General features: G+C 70.0%; 23 protein-coding genes. 10 read left to right on the top strand and 13 right to left on the bottom strand.

Annotation, left to right across the window (positions count from 1 at the left end; all coding sequences use genetic code 11):
• Positions 1 to 67 precede the first annotated feature (67 nt).
• Both OS889_RS07810 and OS889_RS07805 read left to right on the top strand, forming a co-directional pair.
• Positions 68 to 346, top strand: a complete 279-nt coding sequence (locus OS889_RS07810) for a UPF0058 family protein (RefSeq protein ID WP_372388757.1) — start codon at positions 68 to 70, stop codon at positions 344 to 346.
• Positions 347 to 530: 184 nt separating this feature from the next.
• Complete coding sequence (locus tag OS889_RS07805) at positions 531 to 2,183, top strand: rhomboid family intramembrane serine protease (protein ID WP_372388755.1); 1,653 nt, start codon at positions 531 to 533, stop codon at positions 2,181 to 2,183.
• A 3-nt stretch (positions 2,184 to 2,186) separates the two neighbouring features.
• Here OS889_RS07805 and OS889_RS07800 read toward each other — a convergent pair whose 3' ends face one another.
• Positions 2,187 to 2,822, bottom strand: coding sequence for an METTL5 family protein (locus OS889_RS07800; protein WP_372388753.1), 636 nt, complete (start codon positions 2,820 to 2,822; stop codon positions 2,187 to 2,189).
• Positions 2,823 to 2,960: 138 nt separating this feature from the next.
• The gene (locus OS889_RS07795) at positions 2,961 to 3,923 is read right to left on the bottom strand and encodes a lamin tail domain-containing protein (RefSeq protein WP_372388751.1); all 963 of its coding nucleotides are present in this window, start codon (positions 3,921 to 3,923) and stop codon (positions 2,961 to 2,963) included.
• 107 nt (positions 3,924 to 4,030) lie between these two features.
• On the opposite strand from OS889_RS07795, the gene OS889_RS07790 reads away from it, so the two are divergent.
• Entirely contained in the window at positions 4,031 to 4,984 is a 954-nt protein-coding gene (locus tag OS889_RS07790; RefSeq protein ID WP_372388749.1) for a transcription initiation factor IIB, read from the top strand.
• Between the two features lie 3 nt (positions 4,985 to 4,987).
• Here the strand turns inward: OS889_RS07790 and OS889_RS07785 are convergent, their stop codons facing one another.
• Together OS889_RS07785 and OS889_RS07780 are read right to left on the bottom strand one after the other, a co-directional pair.
• Complete coding sequence (locus OS889_RS07785; protein ID WP_372388748.1) at positions 4,988 to 7,111, bottom strand: PAS domain S-box protein; 2,124 nt, start codon at positions 7,109 to 7,111, stop codon at positions 4,988 to 4,990.
• Between the two features lie 2 nt (positions 7,112 to 7,113).
• Positions 7,114 to 8,934, bottom strand: a complete 1,821-nt coding sequence (locus OS889_RS07780) for a flippase activity-associated protein Agl23 (protein WP_372388746.1) — start codon at positions 8,932 to 8,934, stop codon at positions 7,114 to 7,116.
• A 134-nt stretch (positions 8,935 to 9,068) separates the two neighbouring features.
• On the opposite strand from OS889_RS07780, the gene OS889_RS07775 reads away from it, so the two are divergent.
• Positions 9,069 to 9,419 (top strand): DUF7964 domain-containing protein, encoded by a 351-nt coding sequence (locus tag OS889_RS07775; RefSeq protein ID WP_372388744.1) that lies wholly within the window; start codon positions 9,069 to 9,071, stop codon positions 9,417 to 9,419.
• 102 nt (positions 9,420 to 9,521) lie between these two features.
• Positions 9,522 to 10,028 carry a universal stress protein gene (locus tag OS889_RS07770; protein WP_372388742.1) on the top strand — a complete coding sequence of 169 codons (507 nt, stop codon included), beginning with the start codon at positions 9,522 to 9,524 and terminating at the stop codon, positions 10,026 to 10,028.
• A gap of 19 nt (positions 10,029 to 10,047) precedes the next feature.
• Here the strand turns inward: OS889_RS07770 and OS889_RS07765 are convergent, their stop codons facing one another.
• Positions 10,048 to 11,724: an NAD-binding protein gene (locus tag OS889_RS07765; protein ID WP_372388740.1), complete on the bottom strand. Its 1,677-nt coding sequence runs from the start codon at positions 11,722 to 11,724 to the stop codon at positions 10,048 to 10,050.
• A 116-nt stretch (positions 11,725 to 11,840) separates the two neighbouring features.
• On the opposite strand from OS889_RS07765, the gene OS889_RS07760 reads away from it, so the two are divergent.
• Positions 11,841 to 12,179 carry a 2Fe-2S iron-sulfur cluster-binding protein gene (locus OS889_RS07760; RefSeq protein ID WP_372388738.1) on the top strand — a complete coding sequence of 113 codons (339 nt, stop codon included), beginning with the start codon at positions 11,841 to 11,843 and terminating at the stop codon, positions 12,177 to 12,179.
• A gap of 6 nt (positions 12,180 to 12,185) precedes the next feature.
• On the opposite strand, the gene OS889_RS07755 is transcribed toward OS889_RS07760, so the two are convergent.
• Positions 12,186 to 13,913: a globin-coupled sensor protein gene (locus tag OS889_RS07755; RefSeq protein ID WP_372388736.1), complete on the bottom strand. Its 1,728-nt coding sequence runs from the start codon at positions 13,911 to 13,913 to the stop codon at positions 12,186 to 12,188.
• A 119-nt stretch (positions 13,914 to 14,032) separates the two neighbouring features.
• Between OS889_RS07755 and OS889_RS07750 the strand changes: the two genes are divergently transcribed.
• Positions 14,033 to 14,677, top strand: a complete 645-nt coding sequence (locus tag OS889_RS07750) for a rubrerythrin family protein (RefSeq protein WP_372388735.1) — start codon at positions 14,033 to 14,035, stop codon at positions 14,675 to 14,677.
• A 55-nt stretch (positions 14,678 to 14,732) separates the two neighbouring features.
• Here the strand turns inward: OS889_RS07750 and OS889_RS07745 are convergent, their stop codons facing one another.
• Both OS889_RS07745 and OS889_RS07740 read right to left on the bottom strand, forming a co-directional pair.
• The gene (locus OS889_RS07745) at positions 14,733 to 15,971 is read right to left on the bottom strand and encodes a mandelate racemase/muconate lactonizing enzyme family protein (RefSeq protein WP_372388733.1); all 1,239 of its coding nucleotides are present in this window, start codon (positions 15,969 to 15,971) and stop codon (positions 14,733 to 14,735) included.
• A gap of 69 nt (positions 15,972 to 16,040) precedes the next feature.
• The gene (locus OS889_RS07740; protein ID WP_372388731.1) at positions 16,041 to 17,324 is read right to left on the bottom strand and encodes an HAD hydrolase family protein; all 1,284 of its coding nucleotides are present in this window, start codon (positions 17,322 to 17,324) and stop codon (positions 16,041 to 16,043) included.
• A 109-nt stretch (positions 17,325 to 17,433) separates the two neighbouring features.
• On the opposite strand from OS889_RS07740, the gene OS889_RS07735 reads away from it, so the two are divergent.
• A complete protein-coding gene (locus OS889_RS07735; RefSeq protein WP_372388729.1) occupies positions 17,434 to 17,880 on the top strand; it encodes a DUF5799 family protein in 447 nt (148 codons plus the stop codon).
• A gap of 81 nt (positions 17,881 to 17,961) precedes the next feature.
• Complete coding sequence (locus OS889_RS07730) at positions 17,962 to 19,482, top strand: RtcB family protein (protein WP_372388727.1); 1,521 nt, start codon at positions 17,962 to 17,964, stop codon at positions 19,480 to 19,482.
• 270 nt (positions 19,483 to 19,752) lie between these two features.
• Here the strand turns inward: OS889_RS07730 and OS889_RS07725 are convergent, their stop codons facing one another.
• Both OS889_RS07725 and OS889_RS07720 read right to left on the bottom strand, forming a co-directional pair.
• Complete coding sequence (locus tag OS889_RS07725) at positions 19,753 to 19,989, bottom strand: DUF7385 family protein (RefSeq protein WP_372388725.1); 237 nt, start codon at positions 19,987 to 19,989, stop codon at positions 19,753 to 19,755.
• 55 nt (positions 19,990 to 20,044) lie between these two features.
• Positions 20,045 to 20,758: a DUF7117 family protein gene (locus OS889_RS07720; protein WP_372388723.1), complete on the bottom strand. Its 714-nt coding sequence runs from the start codon at positions 20,756 to 20,758 to the stop codon at positions 20,045 to 20,047.
• Between the two features lie 515 nt (positions 20,759 to 21,273).
• On the opposite strand from OS889_RS07720, the gene OS889_RS07715 reads away from it, so the two are divergent.
• Positions 21,274 to 21,573 carry a helix-turn-helix transcriptional regulator gene (locus OS889_RS07715; RefSeq protein WP_372388722.1) on the top strand — a complete coding sequence of 100 codons (300 nt, stop codon included), beginning with the start codon at positions 21,274 to 21,276 and terminating at the stop codon, positions 21,571 to 21,573.
• Between the two features lie 140 nt (positions 21,574 to 21,713).
• On the opposite strand, the gene OS889_RS07710 is transcribed toward OS889_RS07715, so the two are convergent.
• The 3 genes from OS889_RS07710 to fen form a co-directional block, all read right to left on the bottom strand.
• Positions 21,714 to 22,991, bottom strand: a complete 1,278-nt coding sequence (locus OS889_RS07710) for an AI-2E family transporter (RefSeq protein WP_372388720.1) — start codon at positions 22,989 to 22,991, stop codon at positions 21,714 to 21,716.
• Positions 22,992 to 23,022: 31 nt separating this feature from the next.
• Positions 23,023 to 23,634, bottom strand: coding sequence for a hypothetical protein (locus OS889_RS07705; protein ID WP_372388718.1), 612 nt, complete (start codon positions 23,632 to 23,634; stop codon positions 23,023 to 23,025).
• Positions 23,635 to 23,731: 97 nt separating this feature from the next.
• Positions 23,732 to 24,712 carry a flap endonuclease-1 gene (gene fen / locus OS889_RS07700; protein WP_372388717.1) on the bottom strand — a complete coding sequence of 327 codons (981 nt, stop codon included), beginning with the start codon at positions 24,710 to 24,712 and terminating at the stop codon, positions 23,732 to 23,734.
• Between the last annotated feature and the right edge of the window lie 5 nt (positions 24,713 to 24,717).

Genomic DNA, 24,717 nt, shown 5'->3' with positions numbered 1-24,717 from the left:
TCCATATATATACCCGTGTCAGAAGCCACCAATAATCCTTAACACGGCCTCTCGCGTATCCACGTCTATGCACAAAGACGAGCTCTTGGAACTACACGAACAGATGGTCATCATCAAGGACAACTTCGCCGGTCGCGAGGACGTCGACGAGGAGATCTTCGCCGAGTACGAGGAACTCGAGGTCGACCCCTCGCACGTCCACAAGTCCAAGAGCGAGCACAAACACGCCGTCTTCGTGTTGGGTAACGCCCTGGCGACGGCGATGAGCGACGACGAGTTCTCGAACGCGGGCCGCGTCGGCAAGCGGATGAAGGAACTCGCCAAGGACGCCGAGAGCAAGATCTGACTCGGTCTCGCGATCGGACGGCTCCCCGAATGAGCGAAGCGGGTCGGTGGCGGAGACATCCGAACCGCCGGGCCGACTGGGCGGGAACGGCTGTCGCTGTCGTGTCGAGGGTCGGGTCGGTGACACGACCGTCGGGCGGCGGTTACAACAGTTCTTATGACTCCGCGCCAACGTCGTACGTACGATGGACGTCCCACCCGTCGATCTCCTCTTTCGCGTCGCGGTGGTGGTCGCGATCGCGCTCTCCCTCTTCGGCCTCCTCCGACTGGAACGCGGCAGCGACCTGGGCGCGCCGCTCCGTAAGCGGTTCGTCCTCGGCCTCCCGTGGGGCACGCTCGTCTCGGCGACGGCGGTCCTCGGGGTGTATCTCTTCGCACAGAGCGGCTTTCAGTACTGGTACTCGCCGGTCACGATCCCGTTCCGCGCGTGGTCGTATTTCTACCCGCTGGGGCTCCTGACCGCGGCCTTCTCCCACAACGGCCCGGCGCACCTGATCGGCAACCTCGTCGGGACGCTGACGCTCGCACCGCTGGCTGAGTACGCGTGGGGGCACTTCCCGCGGGAACGCGGCTCGCAGTCGTTTTCGTCTCTCCGGACGAACCCCTTCGTCCGCGCCTTCCTCGTCTTTCCGCTCGCGGTGCTCGTCGTCGGCCTCCTGACGTCGGTGTTCGCGATCGGCCCGATCATCGGCTTCTCGGGCGTCGTCTTCGCGTTCGCGGGCGCCGCGCTCGTCGCCTATCCGATCGGGACCGTGGTGGCGCTGGCGGCCGGCGGGGCGCTCCGACTGCTGTACAACGCGCTCCGGACGCCCGTGCTGACGGCGAGCGGCCGGCCGGCGTACGTCTCGCCGTGGTGGGCCGACATCGCCATCCAGGGCCACGCGCTCGGCCTGCTCCTCGGCGTGTTGGTCGGTCTCGCGGTGGTCCGGACGCGCCCGGCAAGCGAGCGGCCGAGCGCCCGGCGGCTCTGGCTCGGGACCGTGCTCTTCGCGATCGAGCAGTCGATGTGGGCCGTCTACTGGTACCGCGGCGGCGAGACGTACGTCCTCTACCGCGCGGTCGGCGTCGCGCTCGTCGCCCTGCTCGCGCTCGTCGTCGCCTCGGCCGTCGTCGCCCGCGACGACCCGCTCTTCGCGTGGGACCTCGGCGTCGACAGCGGGACGGTCGAGCGCTGGCACGTCGCCCTCGGCGTGCTCCTGCTCGTGACGGCCGCGCTGGCGGGCCCCTCGGTGCCGGCGAACCTCTTCACCGCCGGCGAGGGCGAGCTGCCGGGCGAGGAGATCTCGGTCCAGGACTACGAGGTGACCTACGCCGAAGACGTCCGGAACGGCCTCGTCTCGGCCGTCGACGTCGAGGCGTTCGGCGAGACCACCGCGGTCAACACCTCGGGGGTGATCGTCCGCAGCGAGCGCCGCGGCATCTGGACGACGGCGGTGCCGAAGGGGCGGTTGGCCTTCACCGGACAGACGGCGGTCCGGGTCGGCGGCGTCGGCTGGCGCGAGACGGTGTACGCCCAGCGCGACGGCTGGAACGTCCTCGGCAACGGCACCGCCTACCGGGTCGCGCTCGGCGACCGGGAGTCGGGCCGCATCGTCTACACGTCCGATCCCGTCCGCGCGGGCCCCACGCTCGCGGGGCGGAACGTCACCGTGGTCCCCGAGACGGACCAGTACTACATCCTGGTCAGCGGCGGGAACAACACGCTGAGCGCCGGGATGCCGGCCGAGAACGAGTCGGTGACGGTCAACGGACTGACGTTCCGCCGGAACCGCTCGGACGTCTACGTCTCCTACGGGCAGACGCGTCTCCGACTGCTCGCGAAGGAGACCTACGAGTAATCATTATCGGCCCTCGTCCGCCCACTCGATCCGGTAGACCTCGGTCTCGATCGCCTTCGATTCCGAGTCGTGGAAGTCGAACTGCCGGTCGACGTCGAGGGTCGCCCGGAACGCGTGGGTCACCGTCCCGCCCCGGTCGGCGGCGAAGGCTTCGACGAACGACTCCGAGCCGGCGTTGTGGACCGAGTACGACACCTCGGCCAGGTCCGCCGCGGTCTCCAGGAACGCCCGGTCCGCGTGCTCGTTGCCGTTCTGCGCGCCGAACGGGGGGTTCATCAGCACCGTGGTCGGCCCCCCGGGACGGAGCGGCGCGCGGGTCGCGTCGGCGTGGACCCAGTCGATGGGGGTGGTCGTCCCGACCCGGAGACGGTTCTCGACGGCCGTCTCCAGGGCCGCGCGGTCGATGTCGACGCCGACGACGCGGGACGGCCCGCGGAGGGCGGCCCCGAGCGCCAGCATCCCCGTCCCGGTGCCGAGGTCGATCACCGGCCGGTCCTCGACGTCGCCGTTCAGGTCCGCGATGTGGACCACGTGGGCGGCGAGCTCCGGCGGCGTCGGGTACTGCTCTAAGTCCGCGCGGGGGTCCTCGAAGCCGGCGACGACGGCCAGTTGGGTCTCCAGGGCGGACTTCGTCGCCATCAGGGCCACCCCCCTCGCGGCGCGGTCTCGCGGCAGCGGTCCGACGGCTCGGCGGTCGATCGCATCACCGTGAGATTCCTTCCGATAATACAAAAAGCCTTCTCGAAAACGGGCGGTAATCCGCTCCGCCGGCGCTCGTCAGTACGCGTATCGGAGCACCACCGATCCGTCGTCGTCGCGGACGACGACCTCGTCGCCGCCGTTGTTCCAGACCGCGCCGTCGGCGCCCCAGTAGAGCGTCGTCTCCGTGTCGGTGCCGCTTCCGGTCCGCAGCGTCAGTTCCGCGCCGGGATCGAGAACCGTGCCGTCGGGAACGGTGTAGGTGTGTCCCGCGGCGTCGGCGACGGTCCAGCCAGAGAGGTCCAGCGCGGCCTCGCCCGCGTTGCGGAACGTGACATACTCGTCGTCGAGGTTCTCGTGGTCGTTGCCCGCGGCGTCGGCGTGGACCTCGACGACCTCCAGCGGGCCGCTCCCGCCGTCGGCCAGCGGGGTCGCGGTGGCGGTCGCCGGGGCGGTCGTCGTCGCGAGCGCGTCGGGATCCGCGCAGGCCCACAGGCCGCGATGGGCCGCTCGCGCGTCGGCCTCGGTCGCCTCGTAGCGTTCACGTTCGGTAAAGGTGCTGTCGTACACGCGGGCGTGACCCTCGCGGAGGAGCGCGTGGTTGAACGACTCGCCGTCGACGACGACGTACGCCAGGAGCCGCCCGTAGTACCCCCGGCGGTCGGCGCGCTCGTCGAAGCGCAGCGCGACGGTCTCGCCCGCCAGCCGGTCTCTCGCGTACGCGGAGGCGCGTTCGCCCGCTCGGGCGAGGCACTCGCGGCCGTCGGCCGTCTCCGGGACGCCCTCGAACTCGCCGGGCGTGTTCTCGCCGTGGGTCTCTGGCGTGTCGACGCCCAACAGCCGGACGGTGTCGCGGGTCCCGTTCGGGTACGCCACGTCGACGGTGTCGCCGTCGACGACCTCCACGACGGTGACGTGGACGGCGTCGCCCGACACCGACGAGGCGCCGGCGTCGGTGGCCGTGGAGTCGGGCGCGGGCGCGGTTCCGAGGCAGCCGGCGGCGAGGACAACTACGAAAACGAGCGCCGTCGCGGAACGCATCGGTTCCCACTGGGCGACGGAACCGTATACTACTTTGGGCCCGAAACGGCATAGTATAAAAATTACGTCACAAAGGTTTAAATTGACCCTTCACCACAAACCTTATAATGGAACGTTCGCGTCGCCAGCGCCAGCGTGAGCAGGAATCCGAGCAGACGAGCGACGAACAGCTCGTCTGTCCGGAGTGCGAGTCGTCGAACATCGTCACCGACGCCGACCAGGGGGAGTTGGTGTGTGACGACTGCGGGCTGGTCTTGGACGAGCAGCAGATCGACCGCGGGCCCGAGTGGCGGGCGTTCAACCACTCCGAGCGGCAGTCGAAGTCCCGCGTCGGCGCGCCGATCACCGAGACGATGCACGACCGCGGCCTGACGACGACGATCGACTGGAAGGACAAGGACGCCTACGGCCGCTCGCTCTCCTCCGAAAAGCGCTCGCAGATGCACCGCCTGCGGAAGTGGCAGGAACGCATTCGGACGAAGGACGCGGGCGAGCGAAACCTCCAGTTCGCGCTCTCCGAGATCGACCGGATGGCCTCGGCGCTCGGCGTCCCGCGATCGGTACGGGAGGTTGCCTCGGTGATCTACCGACGCGCGCTCAACGAGGACCTGATCCGCGGCCGCTCGATCGAGGGCGTCGCCACCTCCGCGCTGTATGCGGCCTGCCGCCAGGAGGGCATCCCCCGCTCGCTCGACGAGGTCGCGGAGGTCTCCCGGGTCCCCCAAAAGGAGATCGGCCGGACGTACCGCTACATCTCCCAGGAGCTCGGCCTCGAACTGAAGCCGGTCGACCCCAAGCAGTTCGTCCCGCGCTTCGCGTCGGCGCTCGGCCTGAGCGAGGAGGTCCAGTCGAAGGCGACGGAGATCATCGACGTCTCCGCCGACCAGGGTCTGCTGTCGGGGAAGTCGCCGACGGGCTTCGCCGCCGCGGCCATCTACGCGGCCTCACTGTTGTGCAACGAGAAGAAGACCCAGCGCGAAGTGGCGGACGTCGCCCAGGTCACCGAGGTCACCATCCGGAATCGGTACCAAGAACAGATCGAAGCGATGGGCTTCCGCTGACGGCTACACCGGGTCCGATTCGGCCGTCTTCTCGAACGTCTCGACGCCCGTGATCTCGAAGCGGGCGCCGCCCGCGCCGCTCTCTGTGATCGTGACGTCCCAGCCGTGGGCCTCGGCGACCTGTCGGACGATGTTCAGGCCGAGTCCGGTGCCCTCCTCGGCGGTCGAGTAGCCCGTCTCGAAGACGTGCTCGCGCTCGTCGGGCGGGATCCCGGGACCGTCGTCTTCGACGTAGAAGCCCCCGGGGAGGTCGCCGACCGTCAGCGTGATGTCGCTGCCGCCGTGTTCGATGGCGTTTCGGATCAGGTTCTCCAGCAGCTGCTGGAGCCGGGGGCGGTCCGCCCGTATCCGCTCGTCGGTCCGGATATCGAGCGTCGCCTCGGCCGTCGAGACGGTCCGCCAGCAGTCGCCCGCCAGGCCGGCGAGGTCGATCGCGTCGGCATCTGTCGCCTGTCCGCCCTCGCGGGCCAGGACCAGCAGGTCCTCGATCAGCTCTTCCATCCGATCCAGCGCGTCGACCGCGACGTCGAGGTGGTCGCTTTCGACCTCCTCGCGGAGGAGGTCCAAGCGCCCGGTGGCGACGTTGAGCGGGTTTCGGAGGTCGTGGCTGACGACCGTGGCGAACTGTTCGAGGCGGTCGATCTGCCGCTGGAGCTCCTCCTCGTACTCGTGGCGCTCCGTGACGTCGCGGCTGAACGCGACGATGCGGGGCTCCTCGTCGAGTTCGATCTTGGTGAGCCACACCTCCGTGGGGAACGTCGACCCGTCGGCCCGGCGGTGCCGCGCGGTCGCCTCCACGCGCTCGCCGGCCGCGACGCGCTCCCAGGTCTTCCGGAGCGTCTCGGGGTCGTGGTGGGCCTCGATCTCGGTGACGTTCATCGAGAGCAGTTCCTGGCGGCCGTAGCCGAGGCTCTCGACGGCCTGTCGGTTGACGTCGACGATGGACCCGTCGAGGGTGTGGACGAGGACCGCGTCCGGCGAGTGCTCGAAGAGCGCCCGGAGGCGCTCCCGGCTCCGGTCGAGCTGTTCCTCGCGGGCCTTCTGTTGGGTGATGTCGGCGTTGACGGCGACGAAGCGTTCGATCTTCCCCGAGTCCCCCTCGACGGGCGCGATCGTCTGATCGACGACGTACTGCCGGCCGGACTTGGTCTTGTTCACGATCTCGTTCCGCCAGACGTCGCCCGAGAGGATCGTATCCCACAGCCGCTCGTAGAAGTCCCGGTCGTGGACCTCCGATTTGAGGATCCGCGGCGTCTGGCCGATCGCCTCCGACGCCGCGTAGCCGGTAGTCGCCTCGAACGCCGGGTTCACGTAGGTGATCGTGCCGTCGCGGTCGGTGAAGTACACCGAGTGACCGGAGGCCTCGATCGCCTCCCGGAAGAGCCGGAGGTCGCGGTCGCGTTCCCTGCGGGCGGTCACGTCGCGGACGAGCCCCTCGATGCGGACGCCCTCGGGGGTCTCGGTCCGGCAGACGGTGAGCGCCGCCCACCGCTCGTCGCCGTCGAGCGTCCGGAACGGGACCGCCTCCTCGGAGAACGCGGTCTCGTCGTCGTCCAGGCGGTCGCAGATGACCGTCTCCGGGCAGAGGTCGCCGATCGAGCGGCCGACGAGATCGGCCGCGGAGTCCGCGCCCGAGAGCCCGGCGAGCTCGTCGTCGGCGTCGAGGATCCGCCCGTCGGGGGCGGCTCGGAACGTGCCGGCGTCGGCCGCGTCGATCAGCCGTTCGCGGGTCGACGCCCGGCGCGTCTCGCGGTACCGCGCGACGGCCTCCGGGATGCGGTCGGCGAGCCGGTCGATCGCCCCGTCCCCGCGCGGCACGTAGTCGGTGACGCCGGCGGCGATCGCGTCGCTGGCGAGCGACTCGCTGCCGTCGGCCGCGAGGAGGACGACGGGCAGGTCCGGGTGGGCGTCGCGGACGCGCTCCAGGAACGCCAGCCCGTCGGTCTCGGGGAGGACCTGGGCCGAGACGACGCAGTCGATCGGGCCGTCGCCGGCGAGTCGGTCGAGCGCGTCCCCGGAGCGGGACTCGGTGACGACCGCGAATCGGTCGTCGGCCGTCGCGAGCGATGCCGCAGTCGACCCGCGGCCGTCGCCCCCGACGAACAACACCCGGATCTCACGGTCCATACTCACCCTCCGCTCGGTCGGGGCAAAATAGGTTCGGTCGTTCCTGCGCCGCGAAGACGACGGTCCCGAACCGCCGCACGCCGCGTGAAGACGACGACCTCGCGGTTCCAGAGGCCGAGCCGATAGACCGTCGCCTCGTACCCGTCGCCGAGGCGGTCCGCGAGCGCCGCCCGCGCTGCCGGATCGGCGACGACGATCGGCGGCGCGCTCCCGTTGCCGTACCGCTCGGCGAAGGCCGAGACGCTCGGGGCGCTCGTCGCGTCCGCGCCCGCGACCGCGACGTACCACGGCAAGGGCAGCCGCGCGCCCCAGGCGTCGCCGACCGGCGGGCGCAGCATCGCGTCGTCGAGCAGGTGGAACGACTCGCCGACGTAGACGACCTCGGCCGTCGACCGGTTTTCGTCGGCGGCGGCCCGCGCGGCGGCCTCGATCGGTTCGAGGTCGTCGCTGGGCTGGGCGAACTGCGCGAGGCGGTTCGAGCGGTCCGCGGGGCCGTACACGCCGCCGGCGGTGACGGCGCCGACCTGCGCGCCGACCGCGAGGAAGGCGAGCGCGACGGCGACCGCGGTGCCGACGTCGACGGCCGCGGCGCCGCCGAGCGATCGGGGGACGGCGTCGATCCCGCGCCGGGCGAGCGCGACGAAGCCGACGCTCGCGGGGAGCGACAACGGGACGACGACGTGGACGAGCGTCCACGGCGCCGACACCTCCGCGAGCGTCGGGAAGACGAAGAGCGCCAGGAGCCCCCAGTAGCCGGCGCCCTCGATCAGCGGGCGGCGTCGCGAGGGCGACGCGTAGCGCGCGAGGAAGGTGACCGCGACGCCGGCGACGAGCACGGGGAGCGCGACCGCGACGAGGAGCGCGGCGGCGTCGCGGACGAACGGGAGGAAGGCGTGGGTGCCGTCGGGCGCGCGGTTCACGAGGCGGACGCCGACGAACCGCCAGAGCGCGCCGACGGTGCCCTCGTAGATCGCGTACGGGAAATCGGCGGGAGCGTAGAGCCCCCGCTCGACGCCGGGACCCGCCCGGGGCGCGAAGAGGAAGACGGCGGTCCCGACCGAGAGCAGGGCGGCGCGGGCGGCCGACGTCACGGTTCCGGTGAGTCGGCCTCGGACCGCGGCCAGGGTCGCGCGGGCGCTCCGTCCGCCGTCGGCGGCGACGCTCCGCTGGTCGACGACGAGGAGCCACGCGCCCAGTCCGCAGAGCAGATAGCCCGCGACGAACCCCGACGCCGACGCGGCGAGCGGGATCGCGAGGGCGGCGGCGTAGGCGTCCCGGCGGCTCCCGCGGTCCCACGCTCGGATCGCGAATCCGACCGCGACGAGGCCGAAGACCGCGAGGAGGACATCGCCGCGGAGGAACCGACCGTAGTAGAGCACCAGCGGCTGGAACGCCAGCACGAGCGCGAGCGCGACCGTCTCGGCGTCGTTGAGGCGGTCCCGGAAGAGCAGCGCAGCGAGCGGCAGGCCCGCGCCGACGACCGCGACCGGGAGGCGCGCGGTGAACTCCGAGGCGCCGAGGAGGGCGAACGACGCTCGGCCGAGGTGATAGAGCAGCGGCCCGCCGGCGACGGGGCGGTACTGGAACGCGCCCGTATCGAGGTAGCGGAGCGTCCAGTAGCCGACGCGGGCCTCGTCCCAGTGGAACGGCCGGGCCCCGAGCGCGACGAGTCTGAAACACAGCCCGACGGCCGCGATCGCCAGCACGGCCGCGAGCACGCGGTCCCGACGGAATCCGACGCCGGCGACGGAGAGGCGAGCGCCCGACGGCGCCGGCGTCCCGTCGCTTCCGGCCGCGTTCCCGGCGTCGGCCTCGGGCGACATAGGCACCCCTCGCTCCCGGGCCGATAGAAGCTTTGTGATCGACGCCGGGGGCCGGGCCGATAGAAGCTTTGTGATCGACGCCGGGGGCCGGGCCGATCCGCAACGCCCAAGCGCCCGCTCGCCCCAGCGACGGTATGTCCGTCGTCGAGTCGCTGCCGCCCCGCCCGCTCGATCCCGAGGAACTGCTCCAGCTCAATTCGGCCGACGCGCTGGACCTGGCCGTCCCGATCGAAGACGAGGGCCGCGTCACGGGCCTCCTCGTCGCCACCGAGTCGTGGGTGAAGGGGCTCGCGCTCGACGGCGAGGCGGACGGCTGGACGGTCGTCGAGACCGTCGACCTCGACGCCGACACCGAGCGCGTCGACGGGCTCCAGGCCTGCGAGGCGGCGATCCTGCGGTTCCGCGGCGACGACCCCGAGGCGGTGACGCCCGCGGACGCGCCCGGCGCCTACGAGCCCGCGGTGCCGGAGTCCGACGAGGAGTGAGTCCGCGAGCGACGACGAATGAGCCCGCGAGCGAGTGACGGCCGAGCGGCCGACCGGCGGGGTACCTTCTAAACCCCGGGTGCCGTACGTTCACGTAGAACGATGTACGACCGAATCCTCGTGCCGACCGACGGGAGCGTCGCCACCGCGGGCGCCGTCGACCACGCCATCGAACTCGCGACGCAGTACGACGCGACCCTGTACGCCCTGTACGTCGTCGATACGGGCGCGTACGCCTCGCTCGAGATGGGATCGGAGATCGTCGCGGAGGCGCTCGGCGAGGAGGGTCAGGAGGCGGTCGACGCCGTCGCCGAAAGGGCCGCCGAGGCCGGCGTGGACGCCGAGACCGCGGTCGCGAACGGGATCGCCCACCGCGAGATCATCGACCACGCGTCGGACCACGGGGTCGACCTGATCGTGATGGGGACCCACGGCCGGACCGGCGTCGGGCGGTTCCTCCTCGGCAGCGTCGCCGAGAAGGTCGTCCGCTCGTCGGACGTGCCGGTGATGACCGTGCGGGCTCCGGAGGACGCCGAAACCGAAACGGAAGCCGAACCGGACGCGGAGACCGACGGCGGGACGCCCGCGCCCGACCGCACCGCCCGCTGAAATCCGGCTTCCCTCCCCGTCAGGACTCCGTCGTCGGCACGTCGAACCGCCCGTGGAACTGCCGGATCGACTCGTCCGAGCCGACGATGACGAGCCGCTCCTCGCCCGAGAAGGTCCGGTTCGGATCGACCGTGCTCGAGAGGCCCGATTCGTCTTCGACGGCGACGACCCGACAGCCCGTCCGCTCGTAGATCCCGGACCCGGCGAGCGTCTGCCCGGCGAACGGCGCCGCGGACACGCGGACGAGCCGGATCTGGCTGGCGGGCGCGAGCACGTCCTCGCCGCCCAGCTCCCGGGCGACCATCCGGGCGCTCACCCGCGGGACCGAGAGCACGTAGTCGGCGCCGCCGTTCAGCGCCTTCCGGATCGCGTCGGTATCTGTCATCCGCACGAGGATCTCGACGTCGGGGTTGAGCGACCGCGCGACCACCGTCGTCAGCAGCGCCGCGGCGTCGTCCGGGAGGCCGACGATGATCGCGTCGGCCGACTCGATGCCCGCCTCGCGGAGCGTCGCCTTCGCGGTGGCGTCGCCGACGACGTCGACGCCCGCGCCCGCCTCGCGGTCGATCGTCACCGTCTCGATGCCCGCCTCGCGGACGCGCGACCGCGCCGCCTGGCCGACCTCGCCGAAGCCGGCGACGAGGATCCGCTCGTGGCGGCCGAACGAGCGCACCGGCCGGGTGAACTCGCTCAGCGCCGTCAGCTCCTCGTGCCCGCCCGAGACGAGCAGGACCGTGTTCGGGCGGATGACCGCGTCCGGATCCGGCGGCAGCTGGAGCTCACCGTCGATCCAGGCGGCGAGGACGGTCGCGCCCGTCTCCTCTCTGATCCCGGAGTTCCGCAGCCGCGTGCCGATCAGCCGGCTCCCGTGGCCCACCGGCACCTCGGAGATCTCGAGGTCGCCGCCGAGATCGACCGTGTCCGAGAGGTCCGTCCCGAGCGAGGAGACCGCCTTCTCCGCGAGCCGGTGCCCGAGGACGCCGTGCGGCGAGAGCACGGTGTCGGCCCCCGCGTCGACGAGGACGTCCCGCATATCGCTGTCGTCGGTGAGCGCGATGATGTCGACGTCCGAGCGGAGCGACGTCACGGTCAGGATCGTGCCGACGTTCGCCTCGCCGGCGTCCGTGATGACCGCGCTCGCGGCGCCGATGCTGGCCCGCTCGAAGGCCGCGTTGTCCTGCGGCGAGCCGTGGATGACGGAGTAGCCCGCATCAGAGAGGTCCCGCGCGCGCTCCTCGTCGGAGGAGATCAGGACGTAGTCGACGCCGAGTTCGGACAGTTCGTCGAGCAGCACCGCCGAGTCGCGCCGGTACTCGCAGATGATCACGTGGTCCCGCTTCCGCGTGAGGCGGTCGTCGAGGTCGACCTCGGCGTCGTTGAACAGCGGGATGATCACGAGCCGGAGCGTGAAAAAGCCGATACCGATCCCCGACAGCTGCATCCCGGCGACGAGCAGGAACATCAGCGGGTGGCTCCACAGCCCCGAGTCCTGGCCGTAGCCCGTCGTCGTCATCGTCTGGACGACGAACTCGAACGAGGCGAAGACCGACTGCTCGACGCCTTCGAGCCGCAGCAGCGCGAGGTTGTACACGCCGGTGAACACGACCACGAGCGCGACGAGCCCGAGGAGGTAGTACGCGATGAGTCGGTTGCGGCGGGAGAGTTCGACTCCGGGGAGGCTGGGTAGCGACGCCATCGTGACCTGCGTAGGTCTCTCGGGCGGGCCCCTAAAACGTGTATCGCCGGACGAGCGGGAGTGACCCCACGGTCGCTTCGCAAAGAGTTTTGGAGCGGTCCGTCGAACGGCGAGGTATGACCGAGTACACCGTCGAGTTCGTCGGCACCGGCGAGACGCTGGAGATCTCCGACAAGCAGACGATCCTGAAGGCCTGCATCGAAGCGGGCATCGCCCAGGAGTACTCCTGCCGCGTCGGGATGTGTCTCGCCTGTTCGGCGGAGATCATCGAGGGCGAGGTCGCCCAGCCCGCGGCGCGCGGACTCACAGACGAGGAGCGCGAAGGCTACGCGCTGACGTGTATGGCCCGCCCCCAGAGCGACCTGAAGCTCGAACGCGGCATCTACCCGCCGAGCATCGAAGCGGACGCGGCCGAGATCGGCGGCGAGTCCGGGGCGGCCGCCGGCGACGACTGACAGCGATTACTCCCGCCGATCGGTTCCGCCGTCGGTCCCGACAGCGAGGTCGTCGGCGCCGCCGACATCCCCGCCTCGGGGTCCGGCCGGGGCCGAGCCCGCCGGTCCGTCCTCGTCCACGACGAGGCGGTTCGCCGCCGACTGGATCTCCTCCATTCGCTCCGTCTGCTCTCGGCTCGCCTCGGCGACCTCGTCGACGCGCCCGGCGACGTCCTCGGCCCGCTCGCGGGCGCCCTCGACGAGCGCGGTCACCTGCTCTGCGCTGACCGCCTGTTCGTCTGTCGCGACCGCGACCTCCGCGATCCCCTCGGAGGTCCGCTCGACGGCCTCGACGATCCCGCCGAGGCTGTCCATCGCGTCCTCGCCGCGGTCGATCCCCTCGTGGAGCTTCTCTGTCGTCTCCGCGAGGCTCTCGATCGTCTCGTCGGCGTCGGACTGGACCTTGCCGACGGTCTCTTCGACCTCGCTGGCGCGCTGTCGCGACTCCTCGGCGAGCTGTTTCACCTCGTTGGCGACGACGGCGAAGCCCTCGCCGGCCTCGCCCGCGCGGGCGGCCTCGATCGAGGCGTTCAGCGCCAGCAGATTCGTCTGCTCGGCGATGTCGTCGATCGCTTCGAGCACCTCGTCCACCTCGTCGATCTGCGACTGGAGCCGTTCGAGGTCCTCGGAGGCCGCCGCGGCCGCATCCGCGACCTCCTCCATCACCTCGATGGCCTCGTCGGCGGCCTCCTCGCCGGTCCGCGCGCGGGAGGCCGCCTCGGTGCTCGTCTCCTCGACGTCCTCGGCGGTGGCCGCGATCTCCTCGACGGTCGCGCTCATCTGTGAGACCTCGGCGCTCACCTCCTCCATATCATCCGCCTGCTCGTCGGCGATCTCGCGGATCGCGGCGGATTCTTCGGCGACGACCGAGGAGGCCTCCGAGACGTCCTCGATCGGCTCCCTGAGATCCTCTTCGACCTCGCGGGCCAGCTGCTCGCGGTCTTCGGCCTGCTTGCGCGCCTCCTCGCTGTACGCGTGGATGTAGGTGTCCATCGCGACCTGCTGGTCCAGCGCGAGCACCTTCAGCAGCGACGAGGCTCGCTCGACGACGGCGTCGACGGCGGCGGCCACCGGATCGTCCGCCCGCCCCCGCGTGGGCGAGGTGTCGCCCTCTTCGAGCCGGGACGGCGACTCGCCGCCGACGACGCGCGAGAGGAAGCCGCCGCCCGATCGGCCGTCGGCCGCGTCTCCACCGGACCCGCGCCCGTCTGCGTCGCGCGCCGCGCCGGCGAACTCGGATTTCACCTCCTCGCCGATCGCATCGAGCAGTCCGTCGTAGTAGATGCTGTACGCGCCAAGGTAGAACTTCGGCCCGAGATCGAGCATCTCGTGGAGCTTTCCGACCCGCGCGCGGCGGGCGAAGTAGTCCTCGCCGTACTCGCCGTCGGCGAGCGATCGCAGGTAGGCCGCCTGGTCCGCCTTCAGCCGCTGCATTCCCTTGGAGGAGCGACCGAAGATCTCGTTCGAGGCGGGATCGCCCGTCAGGTGGTCGTAGAAATCCTCGACGATGTCGTCGGCGACGGCGTCGAACGTCGGCTCCAGGTCCCGCATCCGCTCTCTGTCCGCCTCGTCCAGGCGGACGAACGACTTCCGCCACTCCATCTCCTCGCGGTCGATGTCCAGATCCTCGAGTAGCCTGCGGCCGTCGACGAGAGATCGGTCCTCGTCGGTCACAGCGACGCTGTCTCCGCTCATTACCAGAACGGGGGCGTGTCGGCCATAAGACTGTTATCTCCCCGCTATCAGCGCTGATACCGGACGGCCCGCGAATCGCGGACGGCAACGGTTACGTAAATTCGGCTGGAAGCTCGGGTATGGACGGCGAGACGCTCCGCGGCCGGCTCGAAACCGACGAGTCGGCGTCGCTGTCGCTCCTCGGATCGCCGCGGTTTCTCCGTGCCGCGGCCGGCGGCGACCCCGCGCCGGAACCGCTCTTGGACGCCGCCGCCGAGAGCGAACACGCCGCCCGCGAGACCTTTCGGGCGTGGGTCGCCGACGAGTCGGACGCCGAAGCGCGCGCCGCCTTCGAGTCCGTCGTCGACCAGGAGCACGACCACCGCGAGCGGGTCGCCGCCGAACTCGACGGCTGGGCGCCCGACGACGGCGGAGCCGGACCGATGCACGCGTACCTCCGCGGCCGCGACGCCACGGTCCAGCGGATCGCGGGCGGGATGGTCGGCCGCCCGCTCGTCACGCTCCGGACGCACGGGCGGCTGATCGCCTTCTTCGAAGGCCGCGACGGCGACGTCGCGGCCCGCCGTGCCGACCTCTTCCGGGACCTCCGCGCGGAGACAGCCGCGGTGCTGGACGAGGGGCTGGCGCTCTTGGACGATCGGTGCGCGGGCGACGAAGACTGGGAGACCGTGCGGATGGTCGCGGGCTACACGATCCGGGTCGCCGGCGACGACACCGCCGACGCGCTGCGGTCGCTGGAGATCGATCCCGACGTCGAGGAGTGACTGGCTTTAGGCTGCGTCGAACGCCGCCGGACAAGGTCCGGCGAGCACGACGAAGCTACGCTGCGTCGAACAGCTCTTCCCCGTCGACCATATGCGCCTCGACGGCGTCCATATCGAGCGTGACGCCGAGGCCGGGCTCTTCGGGGACGGCGATCGAGCCATCCTCGATGACGTCCTCCTCGACGAGGTCCTCCCACCACCCCAGTTCGTAGGAGTGGTACTCGACCGCCAGCGCGTTCGGGATCGCGGCGCCGACGTGGACGGCGGCCATCGTCGCGACGGGCGAGGCGACGTTGTGCATCGCGACGGGGACGTAGTACTGATTGGCGACGTCGGCGATCTTCCGCGTCTCGCGCATCCCGCCGACCTTCGGGAGGTCCGGCGCGACGATGTCGACCGCCTGATTCTCGATGAGGCGGCGCTCTTCTGTGACTCGGTAGCGGTTCTCGCCGACGGCGATCGGCGTCGTCGTCGACTTCGTGACTTCCTCCTGGACGTCGAGGTTCTCCGGCGGCACGGGGTCTTCGAGCCACCAGACGTCGTACTCCTCGATCTCGGCGGCGAGGCGCTTGGCCGACCCGCCCGAGAAGGTCCAGTGACAGTCGAAGGCGACGTCCGCGCGGTCCTTTACGCGCTCTGTGACCCGCTCTACGATCTCGGCCTTGTGGCGGATCTCACCGGGTCGGAGGTGGCGGTTCGCGCGGTCCTTCTCCAGCCCGGAGGGCACGTCGAGGTCGAACTTCAGGGCGTCGTAGCCCAGTTCCTCGACGACGCGTTCGGCCTCGTCGGCGCAGGCCTCGGGGTCGGCCTCCTCTTCGGTGTGGCAGTCGCAGTAGACCCGCACCTCGTCGCGGTACTTCCCGCCCAGCAGTTGATACGCCGGGAGGTCGAGGATCTTCCCCGCGAGGTCGTGGAGCGCGACCTCGATGCCCGAGATCGCCGTCACGGTGACGCCCTCGACGCTTCCCTCGCCGGACATCTTCTGGATCAGGTGCTCGTACAGCCGGTCGATGTCGAGGGGGTTCTCCCCGACGATCATCGGCTTCATCCGCTCGACGAGCTCGGGGACGCCCGCGCCCCAGTAGGCCTCGCCGGTGCCGACGACGCCCGCGTCGGTGTAGACGCGCACCAGGGTCCACGGGAAGTTGCCGTCGATCATCGTGGTCTGGACGTCCGTGATCTCGACGTCCCGGCCGCCGCCCCGCTCGGCCGTCGCGCCCATGGTCTCCGCGGAGAGCTCCCGCATCGTGTACTCCGCGTTCGGGTCGTGTAAGTCGGCGTAGTCGATTCCCATACCGCGTGATTTACTCGATAGGAGGTAAATCTTTGGAGAACCGCGATCGACCCCCGATTCCGTCGGCGCTCACCACTCGGCCAGGCGATTCAGCACGGAGACGATGCGGAGCACAGAGCCCGCGTCGCCGGGGCCGTACACCAGGTCGTCGGTGTCGCGGACGTGGTCGAGCACCGACGCCGAGGCGTGTTCGGGCGCGGCGGCGACGCCGGCGTCGGCCTCGTCGGCCCACTCCATCACGCGGAGGTCGGACTTGCTGTCGCCCATCACGAGCACGAACGGGTCGTCGATCCCCAGGACGTCGAGCGCCTCGCGGACGCCCGTGGGCTTGTCGAGGTCGAGCGAGCCGATCTCGGCGGCGTCGGCGTGGTAGTACGCCACGTCGATCCGATCGAACCGATCGCGCACGGCCTCGGGGATCGCCTCGACCCCGCAGGTCGGCGCGGCGTCTTCACGCGCGAGCACCGCGTCGATCTCCGGGTCGGCGTCGGCGTAGTACGCCCGGGCCCAGTCGGCGGAGTCGGCCGGACCCTCGCGGTCGCCGTCCCGCGTCTCGATCCCGACGTCGCCGACACCCTCGACGCTCTCGACGACGGCGCCCCCGAGGAGGTCGACGAGGTGGACGAGCCCCGCGTCGATGACCTCGGCGGCCGCGTCGCTGCCGACGTCGAAGTTCGGCTTGAGCGTGACGTTGAACTCGTTGCCCTGGAGGTGGGCCGAGCGGCGGAGTTCGGCGTCCGCCCCCGTGAGGACGCGCGAGCGGACGCGGGCGAAGACGTCCCGGATCTCGTCGTCGAGCGACTCGTAGAGGAGCCGCTTCGTGTCGGAGCCGTGGCCGGGCGTGAACACCCCGGTCCCGGCCTCGTAGACGATGCTGAACGACCCCGAGTGGACCAGTTCGGTGCCGAGCCCCTGGATCATAAATCCCTTCACGTTTTCGAGGGTCTGGCCGGTGCAGATCACGATCGGGACGCCCGACTCGTGGAGTTCGGTGAGGAGGTGCAGCGTCTCGCGGGGGATCTCGTTGTCCGTCCGGCCGGCAGAGCGGAGCGTCTCGTCGACGTCGAGGACGAGCGCGTTCACCGCGCGGCCGTACTCGGCGTAGAGATCGAGCGCGGTGAAGGTCTGCTCGCGAGTCGCGTGCGCGGCGATCTCGGCCATCGTCTCGCCGGCGGCGAAGGCCTCCGAGACGTCGGCTTTCCGCTCTGTGAGGTCGTCGCTGGCGTCCTGCCAGTACCCGAGCGCGACGCGGGAGTCGACGGGCGGAAAGAGGTCGACGAAGTTCTGGAGATCGTAGAGCGTGTCGGTCTCGTAGTCCTCGTAGAGGCGATACAGGAGGTCGTACCGGTCCATACCACAACGCCGTCGGCCGGCGGTAAAAACGCACCTCCGATCGAATCCGCGTCGGCTCGGCCGCGCGGCCAGGGAAACGCTCAAACCCGGGTGTGTCTTACAGCGGGGTATGGCAGACTGGACCGACAGCATCGTCGGAGACCGGATGACTGTCGATCGGGAGTTCAACGACCGCGTGGAGAACTCGCGGTTCACGAGTCAGGAGTGGGGACTCATCATGACGGCGACGGAACTGGAGATCGAACACGCCGACGACCCTGAGCGGGCGCGGATCGTCGCGGACACGGAGAAGCTCCCGCAGATTATGCCCGAGCTCGACAACGTCCGCTCCCAGATGGCGCAGATGGGCGGCGCGCCCGGCGAGGACTCGGACTCCGGTGCCGGCATCGTCGACTCGCTGAAGGGCGCGCTCGGCCTCGGGAACGGGACGGGCGGCAACGACCAGGAGCGGCTGGACGCCGCCGAGCGGCTCACCCAGGCCTACGCGGACGCGCTCCAGGACCACCTCGAATCGAAGAACAAGTGGGAGCAGGTCCGGATCGCCTACCAGGAGTAATCCCGTAGCGCTGTCGGCGCCAGACCGGGCGGGCGACCGTCGAGGAGAACGCTTTCCTCCCGGGCTGTCTTTCTCACGCGTATGACTCACGACGGCGACGACGTTCGTACCTTCGGCGACGTCCGGCTCGAACGCGTCCGCGAGAACGTCTGGGAGATCCCACGCGAGGGGAGGATGAACGCCCCCGCGCGGGTGTTCGCGAGCGAGCAGTTGCTCGAACAGATCGCCGACGACAAGACGCTCCAGCAGCTCCGGAACGCGACGCACCTCCCGGGGGTCGTCGGCCGGGCGATCTGCATGCCGGACGGCCACCAGGGGTACGGCTTCCCCGTCGGCGGCGTCGCCGCGACGGACGCCGAGACCGGCTGCATCTCGCCCGGCGGGATCGGCTACGACATCAACTGCGGCGTCCGGATGATGCGGACGAACCTCACCTACGACGACGTCGAGGGCCGGGAGGAAGAGCTCGTCGAGTCCCTGTTCGCGAACGTGCCCTCGGGGCTCGGCGGCGGCGGGATCGTCGAGGGCGACCGCGAGACGATCGAGGCCATCCTCGCCCGCGGCGTCGACTGGGCGCTCGAACACGGCTACGCCGTCGCGGACGACCTCGCACACTGCGAGGACGAGGGGATGCGCCACGACGCCGACCCCGAGGCCGTCTCCCAGAAGGCCAAAGACCGGGGCAAAAATCAGATCGGGAGCCTCGGCTCCGGGAACCACTTCCTCGAAGTGCAGCGCGTCACCGACGTCTACCGGCCGGACGTCGCCGAGGCGTTCGGACTCGAACCGGACCAGATCGTCGTCCTCATCCACTGCGGGTCCCGCGGGCTGGGCCACCAGATCTGCTCGGACTACCTCCGTCGGATCGAAGAGACCCACGGCGACCTCCTGGAGTCGCTGCCGGACAAGGAACTGGCCGCCGCCCCGGCCGGCTCCGCGCTGGCCGAGGAGTACTACGGCGCGATGTGTGCGGCGATCAACTTCGCGTGGGTGAACCGACAGCTGATCATGCACCGGACGCGCCGGGTGTTCGAGCGCGTCTTCGACCGCGACTGGGAGGCGATGGAGATGGAACTCCTCTACGACGTCGCCCACAACATCGGCAAGCGGGAGGTCCACGAGGTCCCCGTCAACGAGCGCGGCCAGCCGACGGCCGTCGGCGACGCCGTCGACACCGCAGAGCGGGAGCTCTACGTCCACCGCAAGGGCGCGACGCGCGCGTTCCCGGCCGGGCGGCCGGAGGTCCCGAAGGCGTATCGGGACGTCGGCCAGCCGATCATCATCCCGGGCAGTATGGGCGCGGGCTCGTACGTCCTGCGCGGCGGCGAGCGCTCGCTCGAACTGTCCTTCGGCTCGACGGCTCACGGCGCCGGACGGACGATGAGCCGCACGCAGGCGAAAAACGAGTTCTGGGGCGAGACCGTCCAGGACGAGCTCCGCGACCAGGAGAAGATCTACGTGAAGGCCCAGTCGGGCGCGACCGTGGCCGAGGAGGCCCCCGGCGTCTACAAGGACGTCGACGAGGTGGTCCGCGTCTCGGACGAACTCGGCATCGGCGACAAGGTGGCGCGCACGTACCCCGTCTGCAACATCAAGGGATAGCGTTCGCTCCTGGCTCGATCCACCGCGTGGGGCGAACAGGCGGCGCGTGCTCGGTTGCCACAGGAGCGGCCGCAATCTATCGCTCGTCCGCGCGCGCTCTCGTACGATCGGATGAGCGAAGACGTGCAACCGCTCCGATACCCGCGAGGGCGCGCCGCGCACCCGCCCTGACCCCCGCGGACCGTACTCACCGCACGGCGGGCGTGGCCTCGCCTTCGTATATAAACCTCCCCGGCCGCCGGGCGGCGAGAGCGGGGGCGGACGCGCGGACTACGGACGATGGAGACAGACGACCAACCGCTCGTCCTCGTGGACGACACAGAGCCGCCCGGCGCCGTCGACGTCGAAGGAGTGCGCCCGGCGCTCGGTGAGGAGCAGCCGGGAGAACGGCTCGCCGCAGGCCGGGCAGTCGACTTCGTCGCGGTTCTCGTAGAGCGTGGTGTCGCCGTCGTCGCTGAGGAGCTTCATCCGGTGCCGGACGGCGTGTTGGTCGAAGCGGTCGGCCATCACGGGGCGGTCGGCCCGCCGGCGACAAAGCCGTTCCGTCGGCGGACCGACGCGGTCACTCCAGCCGCGAGAGGCGGTCGCGCGCGGTCGCCAGCGCCGCCTCGTCGTCGTCTCTGAGGTACGTCGCGAGCTCGCGCGCGGCGCGGACGAGCGACTCCGACTCCGCGGGCGGAACGTCGCCGTAGAGGGCGTCCACGCGCGCGATGTGAGTTTCGAGCGTCTCCCGGACCGCCCGAGCGCTCGGGTCGGGGTGGTCCTCCAGCCACACGCCGAGGTCCGAACAGAAGCCGTCGAGCACCTCGGCGTACGCCAGCCCGCGAGCGTCGGTCATCTCCGATGGGACCTCCTCCGGCGCCGAGCGGTCGCCGCCGTCGGCCCCGCGCAGGAGCGAGAGGACGTAGAGCCGCATCTCGTCGGTCGGGTCCCGCGTCCGCTCGTACACGTCGACCGCGTGCAGCAGTTCCGCGGCCGCGAGCACCGTGTCGTCGACCGTCCGGAGGTCGCCGCCGCGCACGAACCCCCGCTGGCGGACGTAGTCCCGGAGGGTCGACTTCAGCCCGTCGGCGACGTCGCCGATCCCGGTGGCCGAATCGAGCGCGTTCCGGTGTTCCGAGAGGTCCAGTTCCGCCGGGCTGTCGGTGTGGCGTTCGCGGTCGCCGGTCCCGACGCTCCGGAGACTCCCGCAGTCCGGGCACGCCACTCGCCCCGTCTCGAAGTACGACCACTCCCGGCCACAGTCCGTACAGCGGCGCCGGCCACGGATGCGCATACCCGAAACGTCGCGGCCGACGCCCAAAAGCGCGTCGCGACGCCGTTAGCGGGCGAACGTCTCGTTTCGACCGCGGGCGAATGGACGGACGGCGCACGCTTCGCCGTAGTCGACATATTTATGTGGGGCAATCGGCAAGCATCGGGTGACGCTTCGCTTTGGAGGGCCGAAGCGTCAGCGGGGACCAATTCAGGGCGGCAAGCTTCCGCGTGTTTTTCACGCGGCTTGCTTCCTTTTCGCGAAGTGATCGACGAGCAACGGCCGTCTTCGTCGTTGCGACGTTCAATCGTCGACCGCTGGCTCGATCACGGAGTGGCAACAGGACCGACCACAGTCCGGAAAATAAAACACGTTGACATATTCGTCTTTTGACTCGGAAATAGTAAACTGAAATATATGTTCGCGGTCACTCATCTGCCAGATATTCGGCTATCATCCATTTCGGGTACCGTCGGGGTCGATTCAGGCCGATATGTTTATTTTGGAGAACACTAACATCCGAATAGATTCCACGGATGTATGACCTGACAGGATTCCAGCGTGACCTGCTGTACGTCATCGCGGGGCTCGACGAACCGCACGGACTCGCGATCAAGGAAGAACTCGAAGAGTACTACGAAAAGGAGATCCACCACGGCCGGCTGTATCCCAACCTCGACACGCTCGTCGAGAAGGGCCTCGTCGACAAGGGACAGCGCGACCGCCGGACGAACTACTACACGCTCACCCGTCGCGGCCGCCGCGAGATCGCGGCGCGGAAGGACTGGGAGAGCACCTACATCAACGTCTCTTTCGAAGGTATCGACGACGACTGATAGCGATCACTCTCGTCTCTTAGCACCGAACGCCTCCCACTGACGGCGTTCGGCGGTAAACAGTGAGAGTAATCACTATGAGGCCAACCGGTCCACCAGTTCCTGCGTTCGTTCCCGCGATCAGCGACGGCGCTGGACCGTCACTCCGTGGACGCGTCGTCGTCGCCGACGATCCGAGCGCCGAAGGTGAACCCGCTCTCGCCGTCCGACGCGTCCCGGTCGGACTCGCCACCGACGTCGTCGGCGGAAGCGGCGGGCGCCCCGTCGGCGGCGACGGCCCGGTCGTGGATCGTTCCGGTCGTCGGCTCGTCCGGTTGCATCACGGCCGGATCGACGGCGTAGGGCGTGAGCGGCTGCCTCTTGATGAGCACGGGAAGGACGTGCCGCGCGAAGTTCACGACGAGGACGAGCAGGATCGGCCCGAGGAAGATCCCGTACCAGCCGAAGAGCAGCGGGCCCAGCGTGTAGGCGATCATCACCGCGCCGACGTGGAGGTTCCGCCCCGACACGTACGGCCTGAGCACGAGGTCCGGAATCGTGTCCACCACGACGAACGAGACGGCGACGAAGACGGCCGTGAACCACAGCGTCGCCGGATCGAACAGGTACGACGTGACGCCGAGATACGCCGCGACGGGGACGTAGACGAGCTTCATCCCGACGACGGGGACCAGGCTCGCGATGCCGGCCAGGAGCCCGATGAGCTCCGGCGCCGGGATCGAGACGCCGGGCGGCGAGATGGCGTTCAACAGCGCGTACGCGACGACGCCGATCGTCCCCGTGAGGACCGCGTTCAGGATGTTGCCGAAGAAGATGTGGGTGAAGTCGCGGTCCACGCCGGCCAGGAACGCCTCCATCACGCCCCGGTCGTCGCCGACCTGTCTCCTGACCCAGGCGGTGAGCTTCCGGTCGTCCCGGAGCAGGTAGAACGCCAGCGCGATCATCGCAAAGAGGTGAACGAGGCCGACGCCGACGAACGCCAGGACGTTGCCGGCCGAGCCGATCGAGGCGAAGAGTCGCCGGATCTGCTCAGTAGTGATCGTCTCGGGATCGAACGCCAGCAGCTGCTCTACGTCGGTCAGGCGGGCCAACTGCGCCTGGGTGATCGGGTACTGCGAGAGGTCGAAGACGCCCTGATTCGTGAGCCGAGTCAGCTCGCTGACGGCGATCGCGCCCGTGTACGCGATGAGGACGAGCGCCGGCAGCGCCAGGACGAACAGGGCGACGGCGGCCGCGAGGCTCGGCGGCCGGACGCGTTTTTTGATCCGCCGGTAGATCGGCCGCGTCGAGTAGTAGAGGAAGATGCCGAAGACGAACGTGCCGATAAACGAGTAGATCACGTACGCGAGCCCCACCCCGAGCGCGGCCCCGCCCAGCCACCAGGAGAGCCGCGAGCGGTCCAACTCGGGAACGGACATACCGAATCAGGGACCGCGACGAACCAAAAGTCTACCGCGGGGTCGGGGTCGGCGTCCCCGACGGCTCTGCCGGCGCCGACGTCGATCCGGTCTGAGACTCCGAATCGCTCTCCTCGACGGTCGCGGAGCCGACGTCGCAGGCGACGGCGGTGGAGACGACGCGCGCCCGGACGCTGCTGTCGGGGCGGACCGCGACGTGGGTCGCCGAGTCGTTGCAGTCGACGAAGTCCCGGCGGATGCCCAGGAGGCGGCCGTCGTCGGTAGGGGGATCGACGTCCAGCACGTAGTCGGACCGGCGGAACACCTCGACGAGGAGCGTTCCGTACGCCGGGAACGTCGGTTCGAACGCGAACACGACGTCGTCGGTCGAGACGTCGCGGAGGCGGAGCGAGACCGGCCGCCGCTCGGAGTCGTCGTTCCAGACCACGATCCGGTGGTGGTGTGCCGGCGACGGCTCGCCGATCTGCCGGGTCTCGAAGGGGTCGCCCGCGTCGAACTCGGAGAGGCTGCCGTAGCCGCTGGGCGGGAGGGGCTCGGGGGTCGTTCCGGTCGACGGCGTCCCGGCGCCCACGCCGTCGAGACAGCCGGAGAGGGAGCCAGCGAGGAGGGCGGGGACGAACGAGAGCAGCTCGCGGCGACGCATTACCTCGGCGTACGGCGGACCGTACCATACCCGTTGGGATAGGTGGAACGCGCGTTTGAGTTACCGCGGGCGTCCGGGACCGGCGCCGATCCGTAACTCAGGTCCAGTCGTCGAGGCCAGTCTGGACCAGCGAGGACTCGATCCGCTCGAAGCCGCGGGCGACCTCGTCGGCGTCGACCTCCCACTCGTCTGTGACGTACGCCCGCGCGGCCTCGACGTCCGGCGAGAGGTCCGTCCCGAAGTCGAAGTCGTCCGTCACCGGCGGGTCCAAGAACAGCTCCCTGACCCGATCGGCGTTCTCGATGTAGGCCTCGCGGTCGTCGAGCACCGCCCAGAGGTCGCCGTGCTCGCGGACGGCCGACAGCGCCGTCTTCGGGCCGACCCCCGAGAGCCCGTCGTTGAAGTCGGTCCCGCAGAGGATCGCGACGTCGACGAGCTGTTCGCGGGTGAGGTCGTGCGCGGCGAGGGTGGCGTCGAGATCCATCAGCTCGGGATCGCCCTTCGAGGTGAGCTGCCGGAGCGTGTAGGGCGCGCCGAACAGCAGCGTGTCGTAGTCCTCGCTGCCGACGTAGTCGACGGCGCCGCGCTTGGCCATATACGACGCCTGCGCCTCGCCCTCGGCGGGCGCCTCGACGATCGGCACGTCGAGCAGGGCGAGGAGCTCCCGCGTCGTCTCGTGGATCACGTCGGTCAGGCGCTGCGTGCGGGCTTCCAGCCGGGCGGCGGCCACGTCGTCGCCGCGTTCCTCGGCGGCCTTCCGCTGTTCTTCGGCGCGCTCGCGGGCCTCGCGCCGCTCGGCGACCTCCTCGTCCTTCAGGTCGGTCACGCCGCCGTCGAAGACGAACACGGGCGTGAGGTCGTGCTCGAAGAACTTCGGTAGCCCCTGGACGAGGCCGATGAGGTTCGCGACCTCCTCGCCCGCGTCGGTCGTGTAGGCGCCCTCGCGCGTGAACTTGACCGTCGTCGTGAGGTAGCGATACAGCCAGTTGTGCGCGTCGACGGCGACGACGCTGCCCGCGACCTCGTCAAACCCGATCTCCGAGAGGACCGCGAGACTGCGTAGATCTGCGTTGCCCATTATCC

The sequence above is a fragment of the Halobellus sp. MBLA0158 genome, assembly GCF_041477585.1.
GTDB lineage: Archaea > Halobacteriota > Halobacteria > Halobacteriales > Haloferacaceae > Haloquadratum > Haloquadratum rubicundus.
The sequence above is the reverse complement of the archived record's forward strand: the minus strand, read 5'-3'. Positions and strand labels throughout refer to the sequence as shown.